General features: G+C 29.1%; 21 protein-coding genes. All 21 read right to left on the bottom strand.

The genetic code is table 11. The features are described from left to right. Window positions 1–229: 229 nt before the first annotated feature. Window positions 230–2,461 carry a heavy metal translocating P-type ATPase gene (locus OIO11_RS13425; RefSeq protein ID WP_268071956.1) on the bottom strand — a complete coding sequence of 744 codons (2,232 nt, stop codon included), beginning with the start codon at window positions 2,459–2,461 and terminating at the stop codon, window positions 230–232. Between the two features lie 13 nt (window positions 2,462–2,474). Continuing rightward, window positions 2,475–2,753: a metal-sensing transcriptional repressor gene (locus OIO11_RS13420; protein ID WP_268071959.1), complete on the bottom strand. Its 279-nt coding sequence runs from the start codon at window positions 2,751–2,753 to the stop codon at window positions 2,475–2,477. A gap of 309 nt (window positions 2,754–3,062) precedes the next feature. Continuing rightward, the gene (locus tag OIO11_RS13415; protein WP_268071955.1) at window positions 3,063–3,194 is read right to left on the bottom strand and encodes an LDCC motif putative metal-binding protein; all 132 of its coding nucleotides are present in this window, start codon (window positions 3,192–3,194) and stop codon (window positions 3,063–3,065) included. A 176-nt stretch (window positions 3,195–3,370) separates the two neighbouring features. Continuing rightward, the gene (locus OIO11_RS13410; RefSeq protein WP_268071954.1) at window positions 3,371–3,499 is read right to left on the bottom strand and encodes a hypothetical protein; all 129 of its coding nucleotides are present in this window, start codon (window positions 3,497–3,499) and stop codon (window positions 3,371–3,373) included. 179 nt (window positions 3,500–3,678) lie between these two features. Beyond that, window positions 3,679–4,527 (bottom strand): 3-hydroxybutyryl-CoA dehydrogenase, encoded by an 849-nt coding sequence (locus OIO11_RS13405; RefSeq protein ID WP_268071958.1) that lies wholly within the window; start codon window positions 4,525–4,527, stop codon window positions 3,679–3,681. A gap of 431 nt (window positions 4,528–4,958) precedes the next feature. Further along, entirely contained in the window at window positions 4,959–5,732 is a 774-nt protein-coding gene (locus tag OIO11_RS13400) for a hypothetical protein (RefSeq protein ID WP_268071953.1), read from the bottom strand. 4 nt (window positions 5,733–5,736) lie between these two features. After that, window positions 5,737–6,189 (bottom strand): hypothetical protein, encoded by a 453-nt coding sequence (locus tag OIO11_RS13395; RefSeq protein ID WP_268071952.1) that lies wholly within the window; start codon window positions 6,187–6,189, stop codon window positions 5,737–5,739. Continuing rightward, window positions 6,186–6,737: an RNA polymerase sigma factor gene (locus tag OIO11_RS13390; protein WP_268071951.1), complete on the bottom strand. Its 552-nt coding sequence runs from the start codon at window positions 6,735–6,737 to the stop codon at window positions 6,186–6,188. Before OIO11_RS13390 ends, OIO11_RS13395 begins: the two co-directional genes overlap by 4 nt. 161 nt (window positions 6,738–6,898) lie before the next feature. Then, on the bottom strand, window positions 6,899–8,023 hold the full coding sequence (locus OIO11_RS13385; protein WP_268071950.1) for a sensor domain-containing diguanylate cyclase: 1,125 nt from the start codon (window positions 8,021–8,023) through the stop codon (window positions 6,899–6,901). 227 nt (window positions 8,024–8,250) lie between these two features. Further along, a complete protein-coding gene (locus OIO11_RS13380) occupies window positions 8,251–8,871 on the bottom strand; it encodes a hypothetical protein (protein ID WP_268071949.1) in 621 nt (206 codons plus the stop codon). Between the two features lie 112 nt (window positions 8,872–8,983). Next, on the bottom strand, window positions 8,984–10,393 hold the full coding sequence (locus OIO11_RS13375; protein ID WP_268071948.1) for a sensor histidine kinase: 1,410 nt from the start codon (window positions 10,391–10,393) through the stop codon (window positions 8,984–8,986). Then, a complete protein-coding gene (locus tag OIO11_RS13370; RefSeq protein WP_268071947.1) occupies window positions 10,394–11,047 on the bottom strand; it encodes a response regulator transcription factor in 654 nt (217 codons plus the stop codon). 377 nt (window positions 11,048–11,424) lie between these two features. After that, window positions 11,425–12,744, bottom strand: coding sequence for a Na+/H+ antiporter NhaC family protein (locus OIO11_RS13365; RefSeq protein ID WP_268071946.1), 1,320 nt, complete (start codon window positions 12,742–12,744; stop codon window positions 11,425–11,427). Between the two features lie 85 nt (window positions 12,745–12,829). Then, complete coding sequence (mtnK, locus tag OIO11_RS13360; RefSeq protein WP_268071945.1) at window positions 12,830–14,092, bottom strand: S-methyl-5-thioribose kinase; 1,263 nt, start codon at window positions 14,090–14,092, stop codon at window positions 12,830–12,832. Between the two features lie 160 nt (window positions 14,093–14,252). Further along, entirely contained in the window at window positions 14,253–15,284 is a 1,032-nt protein-coding gene (locus OIO11_RS13355) for an S-methyl-5-thioribose-1-phosphate isomerase (RefSeq protein WP_268071944.1), read from the bottom strand. A gap of 46 nt (window positions 15,285–15,330) precedes the next feature. Then, window positions 15,331–15,954 carry a class II aldolase/adducin family protein gene (locus OIO11_RS13350; RefSeq protein ID WP_268071943.1) on the bottom strand — a complete coding sequence of 208 codons (624 nt, stop codon included), beginning with the start codon at window positions 15,952–15,954 and terminating at the stop codon, window positions 15,331–15,333. A gap of 45 nt (window positions 15,955–15,999) precedes the next feature. Then, complete coding sequence (locus OIO11_RS13345) at window positions 16,000–17,163, bottom strand: iron-containing alcohol dehydrogenase (protein WP_268071942.1); 1,164 nt, start codon at window positions 17,161–17,163, stop codon at window positions 16,000–16,002. A gap of 326 nt (window positions 17,164–17,489) precedes the next feature. Continuing rightward, window positions 17,490–17,828 (bottom strand): zinc ribbon domain-containing protein YjdM, encoded by a 339-nt coding sequence (locus OIO11_RS13340; RefSeq protein ID WP_268071957.1) that lies wholly within the window; start codon window positions 17,826–17,828, stop codon window positions 17,490–17,492. Between the two features lie 146 nt (window positions 17,829–17,974). Then, a complete protein-coding gene (locus OIO11_RS13335) occupies window positions 17,975–18,880 on the bottom strand; it encodes a ribonuclease Z (protein ID WP_268071941.1) in 906 nt (301 codons plus the stop codon). Between the two features lie 426 nt (window positions 18,881–19,306). Further along, complete coding sequence (locus tag OIO11_RS13330) at window positions 19,307–20,380, bottom strand: B12-binding domain-containing radical SAM protein (RefSeq protein WP_268071940.1); 1,074 nt, start codon at window positions 20,378–20,380, stop codon at window positions 19,307–19,309. A gap of 243 nt (window positions 20,381–20,623) precedes the next feature. After that, window positions 20,624–21,406, bottom strand: a complete 783-nt coding sequence (locus OIO11_RS13325; protein WP_268071939.1) for an Rpn family recombination-promoting nuclease/putative transposase — start codon at window positions 21,404–21,406, stop codon at window positions 20,624–20,626. Window positions 21,407–21,580: the final 174 nt, after the last annotated feature.

The following is a 21,580-nucleotide window of genomic DNA, read 5'->3' as shown; positions in this document are numbered from 1 at the left end:
GCCTTTCTTAATTTTTTTGTGGTAAGAAAATTATACTTCAAGGCTTGGTATTATCCACTATTTATTTTTTGGAAACTATAATATGGAAACTAATAAAGTTTTGTTTGTACGAAACTTAGGTAATTAGTAACCAGTTACCAGTAATCAGTAACCAGTTAATAAAATAGTTGTTCGTTATTAGTCATATATAATTTAAATTTTATATTAGCAAAACATCTTTTACTGAAATTTACCTTATAGGTTTAAACCCTTTTAATCTTAAAGCATTAAGAAGTACTGAAACAGAGCTGAAACTCATTGCACCAGCTGCAATCATAGGATTTAAAAGAGGTCCTCCAAAAATATGCAGTATTCCCATAGCTACTGGTATTCCTACAGTATTATATGCAAAAGCCCAAAATAAATTTTCCTTAATATTTTTTATAGTCTTTTTACTCAATTCAATTGCTGTAGCTACATCCATAAGATCATTTCTAACAAGAACTATATCTGCTGATTCTATGGCAACATCTGTTCCTGAACCTATTGCCATTCCAACATCTGCTTGCACTAAGGCCGGTGCATCATTAATTCCATCACCTACCATAGCAACTTTCTTGAGTTTTTCTTGAAGTTTTTTAACTTCTGATGCTTTATCTTCCGGAAGTACCTCAGCTATTACAGTATCAATCCCTACTTGTTTTGCAATAGCCTCTGCTGTTTTTTGGTTATCACCAGTTATCATCGCTACTTCTATTCCCATAGCATGCAATTTTTCTATCGCTTTCTGACTGCTTTCCTTTACTGTATCCGCTACCGCTATTATACCCATTATCTTTCCATCTGAAGCAATATACATTGGAGTTTTTCCTTCATTAGCCAGTTCAATTGATTTTTCCTCTAAACTTTCTAATGAAATATTATTTTCCACAATTAATTTTTTATTTCCTAATAAAATTTTCTTACTATCTATTTCTACTTCTATACCATGACCAGGTATAGCCCTGAAGAAATTCACTTTTTTCAAATCTAATTTTTCATCTTCTGCTTTCTTTACTATAGCTTCACCAAGAGGATGTTCAGATGTCTTTTCAGCACTTGCAGCAATTAATAATAACTCTTCTTCGCTAGTTCCTTGTACCGTAATAATATCTGTAACTTTTGGTTTTCCTTCTGTTATAGTACCTGTTTTATCGAACACTATTGTTTGAATTTTATGAGCTGTTTCTAGTGCCGCTCCACTTTTTATTAATACTCCATATTCTGCGCCTTTACCCGTACCAACCATTATGGCTGTTGGAGTTGCAAGACCTAAAGCACATGGACACGCTATTACTAGCACAGAAATAAATATTGTAAGTGAAAATACCCAGCTTTCTCCAGATATACGCCAAGCTAAGGATGAAATTATTGATAGTGTTATTACTATTGGTACAAAATAGCCTGAAATTATATCTGCCATTTTAGCAATTGGTGCTTTAGAACCTTGAGCTTCTTCTACTAGTTTAATTATTTGTGCTAAAGCTGTATCTTTTCCAACTTTAGTAGCTCTGTACTTTATAGAACCATTTTTATTTATGCTTGCGCCAATAACATTATCTCCTTTAACCTTCTCAACTGGTATGCTCTCTCCTGTAAGCATAGATTCGTCAACAGAAGTAATTCCCTCTACAACCTCACCATCAACTGGAATTTTTTCACCTGGTTTAACTAAAACAATATCTCCTACTTCAACTTCATCTATAGAAATTACATCTTCTTTTCCATTTCTAATTATAGTGGCAGTTTTAGGTGCTAAGCCCATAAGCTTTTTAATTGCTTCAGAAGTTTTACCTTTAGTTACTGTTTCTAGATATTTACCTAAAGTTATTAATGTTAAAATAGTTGCAGCAGACTCAAAATATAAATCATGTGTGTAATGAACTTTTCCTATAGAAATCTGATATATTGCAAAAAGTCCATACAAAAATGATGCTGAAGAACCTATAGCAATCAATGAATCCATATTAGGATTTCTTTTAATTAGAGTTTTAAACCCTACTGTAAAAAACTTATGCCCTGCTATCATAACAGGTGTAACAAGAATTAATTGGATCAATGCAAAATTTAGTGGGTTTACCTTAGGATGAATTATATCTGGTAGTTTTAATCCTGCCATGTGTCCCATCGTAATTATTAGCAACGGAACAGTAAATATAGCTGAAATAATAAATCTTCTCCACATTTCCTTTATATGCTGTTCCTTTTCTTCTTTATCCTTATCTATAGTAATCTCCTCATCTAATGCTTTGTAACCTGCTTTTTCTATTGCTTTCTTTATATCTGAAACTTTTACCTTAGAAGGCTCATAAGTTATATTTAGTTTTTCTGTAGCTAAGTTTACATTCGCTTCCGATACTCCATCTATCTTTTTAGAAGCTCTCTCTACTGCTCTTGAACAAGCTGCACAAGTCATTCCTTCTATTTTTAATGTTTTATTCATACTTTATCTCACCTTACTTTCCTGTAATTTTTGAAAGTACTTGAACTATTTCTTCTATTTTTATTTCTATATCTTTTTCATTATTTTCCTTTGAAAAAGCATCTTTTACGCAATGATTCAAATGCTGTTTTAAAATTAACATATTTGCTTTTTTTAAAAGTGATTGTGCTGCAATAATTTGGTTTGATATATCAATGCAGTATCGTCCATCTTCTATCATTTTTATTATTCCTTCTATTTGTCCTTTTGATGTTTTCAAAGACTGTACTGCTTTTTTCTTTTCATCATTCATTTCGTAATGCATATTTCTTTTCTTGCCCTCCCCTACCCCGTGGGGGTGTCTTTTGGGTATATTATATACCTGTTTATATTTATTTTCAATATCTTTTTTAAAGCGTTGTCAACAATGAAACATTATATTCATCAATATAATGCTTTATTGTTGACACTTTAGACTTTCATTATGACCTTTTTATTATTATTCAATTCAATTATTTTATTCTCTATTTAGTAATCTAACTTTTCTATATTTTATTCAATTTTCTCAACTTTCTTTTCATCATTCTTTTAAAATCACATTTCCTTCATTATTCATTATTCTTTATTTTTTATTTTTTGTCTTCTTTATATTAGTCGTTTTATTTAAACCACAGCAATCAAGCTTCCCTGTTCCTAAACTTTTCTTATTTTCTTCTGCTATCTTTTTTATAAAATTATTAAACCATTTTTTCATACTCTTTTCCTCCTGTCTTCTTTTATATGAACATTGTATTTATTTTTTGTGAAGATTTTATGTTGTTTTTATATTCTCTATAAATTACCTTTATCATTCTCTTTAAATTTAAATATTTTCATGAAAAAATCCTACACCTCATTTATTTGGCATAGGACTTAGTTACATTCTCTTATTTAATTTAATTTTTCCATTTGATATTTTCTAACACTTCTTTCTATTTCCTCTATTTCTCTATCATCATAAGGATTGTGTATTAATGCAATGTAAAATAAATATGGATATTGATTTTGTAAATACTTCATATAAATAACCCATTCATAAGCCAGCAGTTCATAGTCTCTTTCTGTATCTCTTCCTATATAATTAAAAAATCTACAGAATCTAAATCCTGTAGATTTTTTCTCTCTATAAAATTATCCCCATAATTTTATGTTTTAACAATTTTAATAAACCTTATTTTACACCACTTATTTTGCAAACCTTATTTTGAATAATCATGGAATCCTTTTTTAGTCTTTCTTCCAAGCCATCCAGCTCGTACATATTTTCTTAATAATGGATGAGCTCTATATTTTGAATCGTTAGTTTCATTGAATAATACGTCCATTATAGCAAGACATACATCTAAACCTATAAGATCTCCTAAAGCTAAAGGTCCCATTGGATGATTAGCCCCTAACATCATAGCTTTATCTATATCTTCTGCTGACGCAATATCTTCTGCCAATATACCTACTGCTTCATTTATCATAGGAATTAAAATTTTATTTACAACAAATCCAGGTGCTTCTTTAACTTCTACTGGCTCTTTTCCAATTGCTTGTGACAATTCTTTAACAGTATCAAAAGTTTCTTGAGAAGTTGCCATTCCTCTTATAACTTCAACAAGCTTCATAACAGGTGCTGGATTAAAGAAATGCATTCCTATAACCCTATCTGGTCTATTTGTTGCTGCTGCAATCTCTGTAATGGAAAGTGATGATGTATTTGAAGCAAGTATTGTTTCTGGTTTGCATAATTTATCTAACTCACCAAAAATTTGTTTCTTTATTTCCATATTTTCTATTGCTGCTTCAATGACTAAATCGCAATCAGCTGCCATATTAAGGTCAACTGTTCCTGTTAGTCTTGTTAATATTTCTTCTTTTTGGTTTTCTTCCATCTTACCCTTTGATACTAATTTAGAAAGATTTTTATTTATACCTGTAAGTCCTCTTTCTACAAACTCGTTTTTAATATCTCTTATTATTACTTCATGACCCTTTACAGCGAAAGCTTGAGCTATACCAGCTCCCATTGTGCCTGCTCCAAGTACATATACTTTCATAATTAATTCCTCCTTTTAACCATTATATTTGTTATTTTTTTAACTATCCTTTTTAAAAATTTGACCTAGTATACAAGTGTTTAAATTTTACATCGGTAATCAAATTTACATTTTCACCTATGTAAACCATAACAAACTTACTTTCAATAGTATTTTTTTACATTTTTGTACTCCTTTTCTATGATTATATCACCATTTTATCCTTTTTTCAAATATTTTTACTAATTTTTTACTAAGTAATGAAATTTTATTTGTTAACTTTATATCATTCATAGTGATATTCAAACATTTTTAAGCTGATAAAAAAGCAGAAACTCTTATAAGCTTCTGCTTTTTTAACTTAAACTATATTAAGCTGTTATCTAATTCATTGTTTATATCATAATTTAATTTCTTAGGAACTTTAATATAATAACTTATTCTAGCTGGTCTATTTACTCTTTGCTTCCAACCATCAACTTTATCCCACCTAATATAAATAATAGTGACACCATACCAACATTGAAATATTCTCTAATTTTATATCCAAAAACCTCTACAATTATTGGCATAGCTACATTTTGGAATATTATAGCTATTCCTATTACAATCAGTACAATCCCTAAAAGTCTTCCACTATTTTTATTTAGTCCCATGTCTTTAAATTTATTTATAACAATAAAATCTTCATCTTTTAGATTTTCACCTGAAGAAGTTTTATGCATAATATCAAAAATACCGTAAAACCATATTATAGGTACAAATAACATAAATAGTGAAATTCTCAATAAATCCGTTAAATAAAATGCAAGGAAGAATAATGTCATTATCTGTATTCCCATCTTCATTAGACCAATATACATATGCCCTGCTCCTGGTATCATTGATAACATTAATGACACTAATCTTCTGTTATCACATTCTAGCCTTTCTCCACTTTTTACTGTAACAGCATTTTCATCTACGCCAATTTGATACAATATTCCATGATTTATTTTGTCTACAATCATCATACTATCTATTAATGCAACTAACCATATTAATGGCAAAAATATTAATGTGACTGGTTCACGCACTATATCATATTCTGTTATAAATATACTTAAAAGTATATCTCCAACTACTGCTGAAATAAAATATGCTCCTCTTTTGCTTAATCCTAAATAAATATGTCCTAATCCTGGAAAAAAGGTTAGTACAAAGGTTAAAAATTTACTTTTCTTATACATTCAATCACTCCTCCTTATTTATAAGCCTATTTAAAAATATTGAAGTTTTATCCACTACTCTATCACTCCATCCACTTTGTATAACTGTTGTTCTCTCTTTATAAGTACTTGCAGCAGCAAAACTACCGCTAACTCCTTTATACATTCCATCAAAAACTCCATTTAATAAAAAGATTATTGTTATACTTGCAGCTGCGGTATAATAAATTAGTATATTTATCTTCTTATTTTTCTTTGAATTATTTTTATTATCTTCTATAATATTCATAACATTATCCACAAAATCTGGTGATAATTCATCATCTTGCTCATTTTCAATAGAAGCTTCAACAACCGATAAGTAGCTTTCAAGACATTCATCGCTATTTAATAAATGTTCTTCCATATCTATTTTTTCTTCTTCATCCAATCTATCTTGAAAGTATAAATTCCATTTTTCTTCCCCATGGTGCTTCATGTGTCTTCCACCTCCTCAATCTTCTTTCTCAAAAGGCTTTTTCCCCTGTAAAGTCTCGTTTCAACCGTCTTTATACTTATGTTTTCTTCTGATGCTATTTCTTTATAGCTCTTATTTTGAATATAAAATTTTTTTATTACACTTTTGTACTTAAGTGGTAACTCATTGCAATAACATATAATTTCTCTTTTCCGTTCTTCTTCAATTAGGCTATCTAGAATTGAGGCTTTATTATCAGGCAAACATTCCATCTCATCAATATACTTAATATCATTTTCTTGTTTATTTACAAGCCTTCTTTTATAATCAATAGCCTTATTAACCGCAATTCTACCTATCCAATTCTTAAATCCTTTATATTCATATTTATGGAGGGATTTATACACTTGCAAAAAAGTCTCTTGAGTCAAATTTTCTGCCTCATGGGGATCTTTTACTATGTTTTTACAGATGGCATATACTAAATTTTTATATTGTTCAACTATTATTCTGAAAGCTTCTTCATCTCCATTTGCGGCTTTTTTTATTATTAAATCATTTTCTTTCATAACTCCCTCCTTTCTTCACACTAATATAGACGTACTATTTTTGAAAAACCCTTTAAAAAACAAAAAACTTTTTTATACTTATAAATTTATCCGATAATTAACACTTCTTAAATAAATAAAGGTTCTCCATTTAAATGGAAAACCTCATTCTTAATTAATAACTACAACTCAATATTAGTCTGTTCCCGTATATTTTCACTATATCCTATGTGTATTCTATTTTTCAACCCTTTAGTTTTACCTTCAACTAATACCTTGTCAGCAATAGTAAATATATCCTTCATCTGTGTCACAGTTTCTGGATAAGAAGCAACTCCTATTGTTGTTGTAACATTAATCCCCATTTCTTTGACAACTTCAATTTCAGCTACTTTTTCTCTGAAATGATCTAATATTTTCATTGCCTCACTTAAAGGCTTAAATAATATTATTATAAATTCATCTCCGCCAAATCTTATAACATCACCATTATGTTTTTGGGTAACATCTATGGCTAAATTACTAACCTCTACTAAAACTTCATCTCCCTTTTCGTGCCCATATGTATCATTTACTTTTTTAAAATTATCTAAATCAAATACCGCAAGGGTATAATTGTCTTGTTTGGTGTTCATATTTAGCATAAGTTTTTCTAAATACTTTCTGTTATAACACTTTGTTAAAATATCTCTATTACTTACTTCATTAATTTTTTCAAAAAGCTTCGAGTTAATTGCAACAATACTTACTTGAATAGCTAGTATATCAAAAAAATCTATAATATTTTTAGTAAAAAAATCTTTGCTCCTATGTTCTACAACAATAACTCCTGACCTGTTTTTAATTCTAAAATCTTCTAAAGGAGCTATAAGTACAGATTTTACACTTTTTCCTTTTAAAAAATCTATCTTTCTATTACTAACATCAAACGCAGCTGTTTCTTTAAGTCTTAGTAAAAAATCAGGTAATTTTTCATTTTCTTTAACTTCGTATTTATCACCATTATAAGTACTTCTTGAATATGTTGTATAATTATTATCGTTTTTTATCCATACCGTACATGTATCTGGTCCCATAACTCCCATTATTATATCAGTAATATTTTTCATTAGATTTTCGAATAAATCAAGAGTACCGGAAGCTTTTATAACTTGACTCAAAATCCAGTTCATTCCTCTGCTTTCTTCAAGTTCTTTTGTTATAATTGATTTTTCTTTTTTTAAAGTTTCATTCTCAAGCTTAAGATTTGTGTTAATATCATTAATATCATTTGATTTTTCAAATGATTTATCCCCTTTTTTTTCCACAACTGCCCCTCCAAGTAAATATCTATTATCTTATGCTTTCAAAGATATATACTTATTTTAACTTAAAAAAGTCCATATATCAATTATCGACATTTTTTATCTTTTTTTGTAATATGTATATAATACTATAAAAATAACTTAACTTAATTTTATCTTAGCTTAGCTTTATTTTAAATAAAACCTCACTTCACAAATTGTGAAATGAGGTTTTTTAAAATCTATTTATTTTAGCCTACTGTATTTATTTCATCTAAGAATATAAATGATTGAACTTTATCACTAGCTTTATCTATGCTAACTAATAATTGTTTATTATTATCATATTTAAAGTACATGAAGTAAGCATCTGCTCCCTTTGAAACTTCTTTACTGCTAGCTTCATCAAATTGTACTTTATTAACATCTAATAAACTATTCTTCTTGATAAAATCAAGTGCTTTTCCTTTAGCTTCTTCAATATTAAATTCTTTATTCTTCCCTTTTGCTGTCTTATCATAACACTCAAGCTCAAGTACTTTATCTGTTTTAGCATCTATTAAAGCTGTATATCTTATTTTATCTTCATTAAAATTTTTATTTCTTACTAAGAAATATTTTTCCCCACCTTGTTCTATTGTCTCAGCTTTTAAATCTTTACTTTCTACTTTAACATCAAGATATTTTTTAAATGCATTAACAGCTTTTTCTTCAGACGTTTTTGCACTTTTTTCATTTAATTGCACAGCTACGTTCTCAATTATTAATTGGTTCTTTGATAGTGTGTTCTGAGATATTTGTGCAAACGCTTTAGTTCCTCCAATTGCCAATATAGCAAGTAAAACTAAAGATACTATTTTTTTTGATTTCATAACAATTTTCTCCTTTGCTTATAACCTTAATTTTCATATTCCCTCGCCACAATCATATTATATGATAAATACTTATAATAACTATCTAAAAGTTGTAAACAAGTTGTAACATCTATTTGAATATTATTTCTATTGATGTCCCCTTATTTATTTCACTTTCTATTTCTAATTTTGCTTCATGTATCTTTGCTATTTCAGCACAGATAGCAAGTCCAAGTCCAGCTCCATTATTTGCTCTTGTTCTTGATTTATCTACCATATAGAAGGCTTCAAAAACTTTAGGTAAATCCTCATCTGAAATTCCTATACCTTCATCTTTAACTTCAAGTACTGTTTTAAGTTCATCATTTTTATATGCATTTAAATATATGTTTGAACCTTCTTTTGAAACTTTCATAGCATTATCTATAAGATTAGTAATTAAATTTTTTATTAAATCTCTTTCCACTAAAATTTCATACTCTTCTTTAACTGAAATTATTAAATCTATATTTTTATTTTGTAATTTAGGCTTTAAAGAATCTTTTATGTCCAATAATATATTTTTTATGTTTTCATTTTTCATCTTAAAATTTTCTCTTTTTAACAAAATCAAATCCATCATTTTCCATGACAATTCTTCTAACCTTTTACCTTCTTTAAATATATAGTTTAATCCTTGAAGAAAAGTCTCTTCATTGTATGGCGTTGAGCGTAGAAAATCAGCATACCCTATTATAGAAGTTAAAGGTGTTTTTAATTCATGTGTTAAATTATCTATAAATCTTTGTTTTTCCTCTGCTTTTTTCTCTAACTCATTTATTTTTTCTTCAACAGATACCGCCATTTGATTAAAGTTTTCTGCCAAAACACCTATTTCATCTTCTGAATCAATCTTTACTCTTTCTGAATAATTACCATTTGATATTATTTGTGTCGTGTCTATCACCTTATTTATTGGTTTTGTTATATATTTGCTTAAAATATACATACCAATAGCTAGCACAATAGAAACTCCAATACATAATTTAATAAAAAAATTATATTGTTCTTTTCTATCGTTATATATATATGTTATATCACTTATATATGAAACTTTTAAATTTTCATTATTCACATCTATTAAACTTGTTATAAATAAAAGTGTTTTATTTCCTACATTTCTTATAATATAGTTTCTTTTATCTAAAAAAATTTTTTTAAGTTCTTCTCTTTCTCCTGAAATTTGAAAATCTAAATTGCTAAAAATTATATTATTATTTTCATTCAAAACCTCTAAATACATATTATCATCATTAAAATTTTGCAAATATCCCTTAATAATTTTCTCATCAGATTCCCATATTTTTTTATAATAATCATTAATTAACTTTAAGTTAAAGTCCATTCCTGTATATATTCTTGAATGCTCATTTAATCCTCTATGTATCTCTCTTTGCAAACTTAAGTTATAAGTATGCTCTATCAAAAAACAAGCTCCTAAATTAAACATTATTAAAAATAGCAATAATGAATATATGAATATTTTCTGCCAAAATTTCATTTAATCCTCCAATCTATAACCAACCTTATATACAGTTTTTATTTCTTCCTCTAAATTCAACTTTTTTCTCAACCTTTGAATATGCATATCTACAGTTCTGGTTTCTCCCATATAATCATATCCCCAAACCTTCTCCAAAATTCTTTCTCTTGATAAAGCTATGCCTTTATTCTCAACTAAAAGATTTAAAAGTTCAAATTCTTTTAAAGTTAAATCAATAATATTACCATTGCTTTTTACAACTCTTTCATCTAAATATATTTCTAAGTTTTTAAAAGTCAAAATATCACTTTTTTTGCCATAACGCCTTAAAACAACTTCAACTCTTGCTAAAAGCTCCATTGTTTCAAATGGTTTTACTATATAATCATCCGCTCCCATCTTTAAACCCTTTACTTTATCTAAAATTGAAGCTTTAGCTGTTAAAAAAATTACAGGTATATTTTTAGGTTTTATCTTCTCCATCACACTAAACCCATCTAATTTGGGAATCATAACATCTAAAAGAATCAAATCAAAATTTTCTTGTTCAATCATATCTAAAGCTTGCTTTCCATCATAAGCCTGTTCTATTTCATAATTAACCATTTTTAAATTTAATTTTATTAAATCTGAAATAGCTGCTTCATCTTCTACTATTAATATTTTACTCAAATTAATCACACCCTTCTTTTTCTTAGATTTACTGATTTCATCTTAATTTTCCTTTAATTTTGTAATATAGCACACTCTCTCTTTTTTAATAATCGTTATATTGACAAAAATTTATACTTTACGTATCTAATCTTCTTGAGTATAATTTCATTCATTACATTTCAGTATATATTTTAAATTCATACTATTCATATTCAAGTTGTAAACTAGTTGTAAACTATATTATTTGTCTTCTTTATCCAAAGTTAATCTCCTCTTACTACTTTTCTTATTATATATGAATCATCTACATAAATAAAGCTGCCTCAAAATAGAAATTACATTCTATTTTGAGACAGTGCCTTTTACTAAGTTTTCCTATTTAACTTCTCATATATTTACCTTTTTGTATTATAAACTTTTTTAAAATTTGGTATTCCAAACACTATTGCTAATATTCCAAATATAATCATTAGCATAGAGTATATGCTGTAAGGTACTAATTGAACTGGAGATAATTTAGCCAACCCTGCTGCAACAAGTATTTGTCCACCGTAAGGAACTATTCCTTGAAACGCAGATGAGAAAATGTCAAGTAAACTTGCCGTTCTTCTTGGATCAATATCATACTCTTTTGTTATATCTTTTGCCAAAGGGCCAGCAGTAACTATAGCAATAGTGTTATTTGCTGTTGCTAAATCTATTAAACTGGCAAGTGCTGCAATTCCTAGTTCTGCACCTTTTTTAGTTTTAACTTTAGAAGTTACTTTATCAAGTAAGAATCCTATTCCACCATAATAATCCATCAATGCTACTATACCACCAATAACAATGGCTATTAAAGAAAGATCTTGCATCCACCCAAAACCACGTTGAATGAAACCTAATAATTCCACAAAATTAAATGAACCAAGAGCTAATCCTAAAACTGAACCAGTTAAAATACCTATTGCTAATACTGCCATTACATTTAATCCAATTAGAGCAAATATAATTATTGATATATATGGTAATACTCTTAGTAAAGAATATGGACCAACTTTTATAGCAGCACTACCTATTGGAATAAATGCTAATATTATTAAAGTAACAATGACTGCTGGTAACACAATTAATCCATTCATTTTAAACTTATCTCTAAGTTCTACTCCTTGTGTTCTTGTAGCTGCTATTGTAGTATCAGATACAAATGAAAGGTTATCCCCAAACATTGCCCCACCTACTACTGTTCCAACAATTAAAGGCAGTGAAATACCTGTTTGTTGAGACATTCCAATTGCTATTGGTGTAAGCGCAGTGACTGTTCCCATTGAAGTACCCATAGCAAAAGATATTACACAACCAATTAAAAATATACCAGGTAAAATTGCTTTAGTCGGTAAAATACTTAATCCTAAATTTACGGTAGCTTCAACTGCGCCCATAGCGTTCGCTACAGAATAGAACGCACCAGCTAATATAAAAATTATTACCATGAGTATTATAGTAGGTTCTCCACCTCCTCGAGAAAAAATTTCTACTTTTTCATCCAGAGATAGTTTTTCACCTTTTCTATTAAGACATAGAGAATAGGCTAATACAAATATAAACGCAACAAGTATAGGCATATTGGTGAAGCTTTTGGTAATTATTCCTGTTCCCATAAGTATAACTAAGAATAACAATAATGGGGTTAAACCTAAAAAACTGTTCCTGTTTTCTTGATTTTCATTTTTCATTAATATCCCTCCTTGTTTTCATTAAAAACATTTTAGTATAAATTTATAATTTTAATAAATAAATACCCAAATCCACCTGAAGTTATCAATTACATTCACTATATTTTTTAAGTATTTCTACAAATTGCTGTCCTGTTGTATATTCGCTTCTATTTAGTATAAATTCTTTACCTGCTAAAATTAATATCTTTTCAATATTAGCTCTTTTTTCTTCATCTTCAATACTATTCATATCTACAACCTGAGCATCTCCAACAATACGTCTTATGATTTCCAGCCCTACAGTTCCAGATGTATCTTCCTGCACACCTTTAAGATACCAACTATCAAAGCCTTCACTTTTAGCCATTACATCCACAACTTCTTGTCTGAATTTTTTGACAAATTTAGTTTTAAACATATCCACAATATCAACAATACAATTTTCTATATTTAACAAATAGTTTGATCTTTCCTGTTCATTTTCAATAGTGGCAAATCCATGTCCCCATGCTAAAAATAAATTAGCTATTACGTTTCCGACATCATATCCTATTGGGCCGAAAAATGCGAATTCCGGATCTATTACCTTTAACCCATCTTCATTAATAAATATTGATCCAGTATGAAGATCACCGTGTAATAGAGCTTGTGTATTATTCATAAAGTTAAACTTTAATTTTGCACATTCTAATCTAAGTAAATTATCATCATAAAGATTATGCTGCACAAAATCTTTCATTGAATCAAGAACAATATTTTCATTAGATAAATTAGTAAATGGTTCCGTAAAAACCAGCTGCTCACTTATATCACATAAAATCGGATTTATATGTTCTTTTAACAATTGCTTTTTTTCTTTATGATTTAAAATAACATCACTAGTTGGCAACAAAGTATCCACCATAAATGTAGTAATATTATCAGCAAAATGAGAAAATGTTTTATTCTGCAAAAGAGCGGTACGCATAATCGTATAATTCGAAAGGTCTTCCATTGCATAACAACTCATAATCTCATCATACATGTATATTTTAGGAACAAGTTCAGGACAATATTTACTTTGAAGCTGCATCACATTGCATTCAATCTTATTTCTATCAATATTTAATTTTCTTCCTGATTTTGCTCTAGTATCTTCCCCAGAATGTTTTAAAATCAATGACTTATTAGAATTTTTATCAACAACCCTAAACACATAATTTAAATTTCCATCACCTATTTCTTTGCACTTCAGGTTTGTTGTATCTTCAAAAAAATCTAATTTTTCTTTTACATATTCAATGACATCGTTTTCATCCATAAGAAAATATTTATCGAAACGTCCTGACTCTGCTTTAATATCTTTAATATCTTTTTTATCATTCATAACTCTCCCCCATTCATTTCAATTCATATAAAATCATTAGTTTTTTATATTTTTACATATTATTCTAATAACTCTTCAAAAATACCTCAAATAGCCCTGTCTCTTCAAAAATTTTTCTTAAAGAAGCAGCCTTAGCTGCTCCTTTAACTAAGAACCCTCTTTATTCATAATATTTATTCAAATTGTAAGGAGAATAAATCCCCTTATCTGTAACAATTCCTGAAATCAATTTAGGTGGAGTTATATCAAATGAAGGATAAAATCCTTTAACTCCCTCCATAGTAGTTTTCACTCCCATAGCTTGAGTCACAAAATCCCCATCTCTTTCCTCAATTTTAACGGAGCTAATGTCAGGATGTTTTTGGTTAGGTATTCCCGTAGTAAAATAAGGTATTCCCCAATAATGAGCTGCTAAAGCCATTTGGAATGTGCCAATTTTATTTACAACATGCCCATCCATTGTTATAGCATCTGCAGCAGAAGTAAACAAGTCTACATTCTTTAGTTTCATTACATAACCTGGCATATTATCAGTTATTACTGTAACATCAATTCCCATGTCCCTCACTACGCTGGCTGTTAAACGCGCTCCTTGAAAATATGGTCTAGTCTCAGCACAAATAACTTTAATATTATTGTGATTTTCCTTGCAAAGCCTCATTAACATTCCAATTACTGTTTCACCGAAACACTGTGTCATAATTGTTCCATTTTGAGGGATTTTATCATATAAATATTTTGCTACTTTTTCATATCTTTCATATTTTTTATTAGCTTCATCAACTGCCGCTTCAAATACAATTTTAACTGCATTCTCACGATCATTAACAGCCTGAAGAGCAGTCTTATGGCACCTTTCTACAGCTTTTAGCATATTTGCAACTGTAGTAGGTCTAGAATGACATAGTGTATGAGCAGCGTTATTAATAAATTCAATATACTCATCATTTGGTAAATCCTTTGCCTCATGAACAGCTAAGACCATTCCCATATTTACTGCAATATAAGGCCCTCCACTTTGGGTTACCATATCCGTTAATGCTTTAGAAACCTCCACATGAGTTTTACATTCTACAAATTTTGTTTCTACTGGATAAATTCGTCTATCTAAAATACGAACCTTTCCCTCCTCATACCATGCCACATTTTCATATTGTAATATAAATGCTAATCCTTTATCTGCTCTAAACATTTTTACACCTCTTTTATATTCATAATAAAAATCATAATGCTTTAATTTAAGAGTTTTTCATTGCATTTATTTCTTTTTCTGAAAGTACTTTTACATTTCCAGCATTTTTGGCAATATGATATATTTTTGCAGCATCTTCAAGATAGATTGAAGTGGTTAACGCTTTATCAATTGTTTCTCCAACTGATAAGGTTCCATGATTGCTCAATAAACAGGCTTTTCTATCATTTAAAACCTTTAATGCCTCAATTCCAACACTTTCGGTTCCTGGCATTCCAAACCTTGCAACTGGAACATCTCCTCCAATAAATGGCACCATCTCAATTAAAATTACTGGTATAGGTTCTTGGCATACAGCAAAGCCTGTTGCATATGGCGAATGGGTGTGTAAAACACACTTAACATCTTTTCGTTCAATATAAATTTGTGCATGCATTTTCCACTCCGAAGAAGGTTGATTATATCCTTCAACAATTGTCCCATTAAGTCTTAATACAACCAAATCTTCTAAAGTCATTGTGTCATAAGGTATACTTGATGGAGTTATAATCATAACATCTGTTTCATTATCATAAACACTTACATTTCCACTTGTTCCAGCTACGAGCCCTAAATTGTAAGAAGATTTTGCAGCTGTTAATAATTCTTGTTTTAACTCCTCTAAATTCATAGCTAGCACTCCTAATTTTTTATTAATAAATTATTTTTATATGAATTAAATTGCTAGTTTTAAAATTTCAACTATGTCTTCTTTTTTTAGCTGTTTAAATCTACCTATATTCCCTGAATCACCTACTGCTTTCAGTGCCATCTCTTCGAATCTATCCACAGGAACACCTGCCTCGGTTAAAGTGGTCTTTAATCCTAATGACTTAAAGAACTCTTCTAAACAAACTATTCCTTTTTCAACTACTGCCTGTTTATCCTTTTCATTTACAACTCCAAACACTCTTGTGGCTAACTGTGCAAATCGTTCCATATTCTCATTCTTAACATATTTCATCCAAGCGGGGAAAATTATAGCCATACCAGCACCATGAGTTATATCATAGAGTGCACTTATCTCATGCTCAATTCTATGAGAAGCCCAATCTGAAATTCTACCAGCATCTAACATACCATTATGTGAAACTGTCGCTAACCACATAATTTCTGAACAATTATCATAATTTTGTGGTTCTTTCTTGATACCAGGCGCAACTTCTAAAACCGTTTTCATTGCCCCTTCTAATAGATGATCACTAAGTACTGAACTTTTTGTAGGAGTAAAGTATCTTTCAAATAAATGAGATAAAATATCAGCTATTCCACAAGACATCAAGTACGGCGGGATTGTATAACACATTTCAGGGTTTAAAATAGAAAACTCAGGAACAATTAATTCAGAATCTATACCACATTTTAAGTTTTTTTCTTCATTGGTAATGATACTGCTCTCTGACATTTCAGAACCAGAACCTGGAATTGTAAGAACTGTACCAACTTTCAGAGCTGATTGAGGTACTGCTTTACCAGAATAAAAATTCCAAACATCACCCTCATACTCTGTTCCTAAGGCAATAGCTTTAGAAGAATCAATAGCACTTCCACCACCAATAGCCAATATAAAATCAATATTTTCTTCCTTACAAATCTTAATACCTTGATATACTAAGGACAACCTTGGGTTTGGAACCACACCGTCTAAAACAACATATTCTACACCATTTTTCTCAAGAGATTGAATAATTCTATCAATAATCCCAAACTCTTTTAGATAATCTCCACCATAATGAATCAATACCTTACGACTATGTTTTGCCACATGCTCACCTACAGTATTTTCAGCACCCTTTCCAAAAATAATTTTGGTACCACTTTTAAATGTGAAATTTTCCATAATTATTTTCCCCTCCTATCATCACTTACAATAACTATTTCCACTTCATTTTTCATTAGTCTTTATTATTTAAAACAAACATTTCAACCTCCTGTAAAAGTAAATTTAATTAAACTTTGGAATTATTTGTTAATAAAATTTTATCACCACTCACAACTTTATTCAACATTTCGAAACATATCACCACATTTCACTTTTTACCTTTGTACACAAAAAAGCCTACAGAATTCACACTCTGTAGACTCTTAACTACTATTATAAGTAATCATCATATTTCTTTCATTGATAATAAAAACTCTTTCCGTTCTGCTGCATTAAAACCTCATTTATACCTTTTTAACAAATTCAGATTTTAAACTCATAGCTCCAAAACCATCAATTTTACAATCAATGTTATGATCTCCATCAACTAAACGTATATTTTTTACTTTTGTACCTATTTTTACAACTGATGAACTTCCTTTTACTTTAAGATCTTTGATTACAGTTACAGAATCACCATCATTTAAAACATTTCCATTTGCATCTTTGATAATCTTTTTATCTTCACTATTAGCTTCTGATTCTAAAGTCCACTCATGAGCACATTCTGGACAAATAAAAAGATTTCCATCTTCATAAGTATATTCTGAATTACATTTTGGACAATTTGGTAAATCAACCATAATTTCATTTCCTCCTTCGTTATTGCTGCTTATAGGCTTATATACTATCATAGTTTTATCCTATTGACAAACCATCATTCAATTCTATAGACTCTCAACTACTTTTATAAGCAATCATCACACTTCATTATAAATAAAAAAATTAATCAATCCTTAAAAGATAAACTCTTAACAAGCCTATCCTTACCTATTATGGTTTTTTCAAAAATATTTATTGCATTTTGTTTGAATAATTCTGGTTCACTCATAGCTGGACTAAAATGAGTGAGTAAAAGCTCCTGAACATTCCCTTTACAAGCAAGCTGTGCAGCTTCACCAAATGTCATGTGTTTGTTTTTTATTGCCTTTTCTAAATCCTTATCATCACCATAAGTACCTTCGCATATAAACAAATCGCTTCCTTTTATAAAATCTGGTATTGTATCTATTGGTCTTGTATCCGTTATTAAACTAATTTTTATACCTAATCTTTCACTACCTAACACCATACTAGGTTCATATATAATTCCTTTATCAATTACAACTTCACCCTTCTGAAGAGTATTCCAAAAAATTTTAGGTACATTATTAGCCTTTGCCATATCTACATCAAATTTTCGCTTTCTTTTAAAATAAAAACTGTAACCTATACAAGCTGATGAATGCTCCAATTCTAATGTAGAAACTACTATGTCCTCCATTATATTTAAAGGCGTATTAGGATTTTCTATTATATTTATATCATAAGGCAAATAAGGTACTATAACCCTAAGCCCATTTACTATATCTTCAATACCTTTAGGTCCTATTATTGTAACAGGATCAGTTCTTCCACTATTGCCCATGGTAGCAAGGATACCTGGTAAACCCACAATGTGATCCCCATGTCCATGAGTTATACATATTAAATCAATAGATTTAAATCCTGAACCAAGAATTTTCATAGATACCTGAGTACCCTCTCCGCAATCTATAAGAATCTTTCTTCCTTTATAATTCATAATAACCGAAGATAAAAATCTATTAGGCATTGGCATACCTCCACCACAACCTAATAATGCTATATCTACCATCAAAACACACCCCTCGCTACTTCTTGATTTTCTTTGAAATCACTATTATATTTTCATCTTTGATTTTTTACACAAATAGATATTTAAACTTTATATGTATTATTTTACTATAACTTATCCATAATCTAAATTAAGGTTATTTTTTTCATAACAATTAATATGATTAAACCACAATAAGCTGTAAATTAATTTCCACTATACAATATATAGTACTTTTTATTATGTAGATAGTACAGCATATAGTGATTGTTTTTCAGTAAAAATACTTTTTGTTGGATAATCATTAATATTAATTCACTAAAAAATAAAAGCTAGAAGGTGAATATCTTTACATACCCAAAAAGAATGATTATCCGTGAGAAAAAAGACAGTCTTGATATTAGTAAATTGTTTGATATATTTATTTTTTGTTACTAATAAAAATATCTATTTCAATGTTCTAACTAAGCTACCTCTGGCATTTGAAAGAAGTTCATTCTTAATTAAAAAATTCCAAACTGGCTCAAATTTTTTCCATGCACCAGCATATGCTAAGTGTTTCATCTTCATTCTCAGTTCCTCATGTTCCTTTGATGCCTTAACTATATTTCCCCACTTATAAAAATCTTTGTATGCTTTATTATAACCAAATTCCATTTGCTCTTTTGTAAGATTAGGATGATTAAATACTAAATGTCTAGTATCATATAATCTCCAATCCTTAGTATTAATCCTCTTATCTTTATCCATTTTGCTATATATTGCCGTACCTGGATAAGGAGTTAGAATATGATTAGTTGCTGTGGTTATTCCTCTATTAATAGCCCATTCAGTAGTTCTATCAAAAACATCTAAGTTGTCACTATCTAAGCCAAAAATGAAGCTTCCATTTATCATAATTCCTAATTGTTCTAATCTTTTAATTGCTTTATCATAATCTTTTCCAATATTTGATAACTTATTGGCTTGAATTAAACTATACCTGTTAATACTTTCAAACCCGATAAAAGCACTTCTAAATCCTGCCTCATAAGCAAGTTCTATTGTGTCATCTTCAAGAATAGAATCAACAGTTATCGCTCCTTGAAAAACTCTTCTCATGCCTCTCATTTCTTTTAAAACTTGTCTCACTAGTTTTTTGTCCGCAAATATATTATCATCAAGGAAATATAAATGTCTGCCATTCATACTTTCTATCTCTTCTAAAATCCTATCTACTTTGTAAGTATAAAATGATTTTCTTCCCTTATAAAATGAGCTTACATAACAAAAAGAACATCTATTAGGACATCCTCTTGAAAATACCATAGAATTTGGAACTAAATATTTTTCATTTTTAAATAAATCTCTTCTTGGTAATGGTAGTCCATCTAATGAGACCTCACCTTGCTCATAGAACTCTTTAATTTTCCCCTCTTTAAAATCTTTTAAAAACTCTGGAAAGCGTCTTTCTCCTAACCCTAGTAATACGCTATCTGCATGATTTTTTGCCTCATCAGGTAATGATATTCCCCTTTTCATTGTTTATTTTAAACACAACTCTCTACAATGAATTAATTTACTAATATGGTAATTATATTATTATAAAATTAATTTGCCAGTGTTAGAAAAAGATTATCTAAAATAAGATACTCCCCACCACCTAAAAGGCTAAGCACCCACGAAAATAATATTATAAAATATTTAGATTTTTAATTTATGATTAAATAAAATCTTTTACATAAAAAAAGCTAGATTTGCTCTTAAACAAATCTAGCTACCTCCTTAATTTTTCATTTTTTTTACTTCATCAACAGTTAGCCCTGTCTTTTCAGCTATTGTTTGAGCATCTAACAAGTCTAGTAAATTTCTTGCAATAGCTATCTTTTCTTCTTTTCTGCCTTCTTCTATTCCTTTTTGTATTCCTTTTTGTATTCCTGCTTTTTCTCTCTCTTCAAGACCTTTAATTATAGTATCTCCTAAATTACTAACCATATCATCACCTTCTTTTTCTGATATTTGTATTAATACTTTAGCTATATCTATAAGCTCATTTTTATCCATTCTATTTACATCAAAGAGTAAATATTTAAAATCTACAACATTATCTTCAAAAAGTTCATATCCACTAAGAATCTCTTTAAAATTTCTAACTGCTGTCCAGTTATTTTTACCATTATATAATACTATGGGAATTATTGCTGGTAATCTATATTCTTTCTTTTTCTTTAAGTTTTCATCAGTATTACTAAGTTCATCTCTCCATATTTCAGTCATATACATTAATAGCCTTATGGGCATTCTAAAGTCTACCTTGGACTGTAACTCTAAAAGCATATAGAAAATTATGTCCCTACCTTCAATATTAGCCTTGTAAATGAGATCTGCTTCTTCTGCCTTAAAATCTTCTAATATAAATTCTTTATCTATTAGAACAATGTTATCTTCATTAATTACATCTACCCAATCTTTTTTTACAAAACTTCTCATAAATTCAATGAAATTTTTCTTATTTGATAGTATGCTTTTGTAACCCAAATCGTGTTCATTATTGATTCCATCTCCCATTTACAAACACCTTCTTTCTCTCTTAATTATATCATATTTCCTATAAAAAAAGCCTACAGAATTTCCACTCTGTAGACTCCTAGCTACTATTATAGGTACTCATCATATTTCTTTTCATCTTTTATTTGATTAACTAAATATTTTAACTCCTGATCTTTGTTCTTATCCATTACA

Source organism: Clostridium sp. ZS2-4, from assembly GCF_026719745.1.
Taxonomy (GTDB): Bacteria; Bacillota; Clostridia; order Clostridiales; family Clostridiaceae; genus Clostridium_H.
This window is presented reverse-complemented; position numbering and strand designations above follow the sequence as displayed.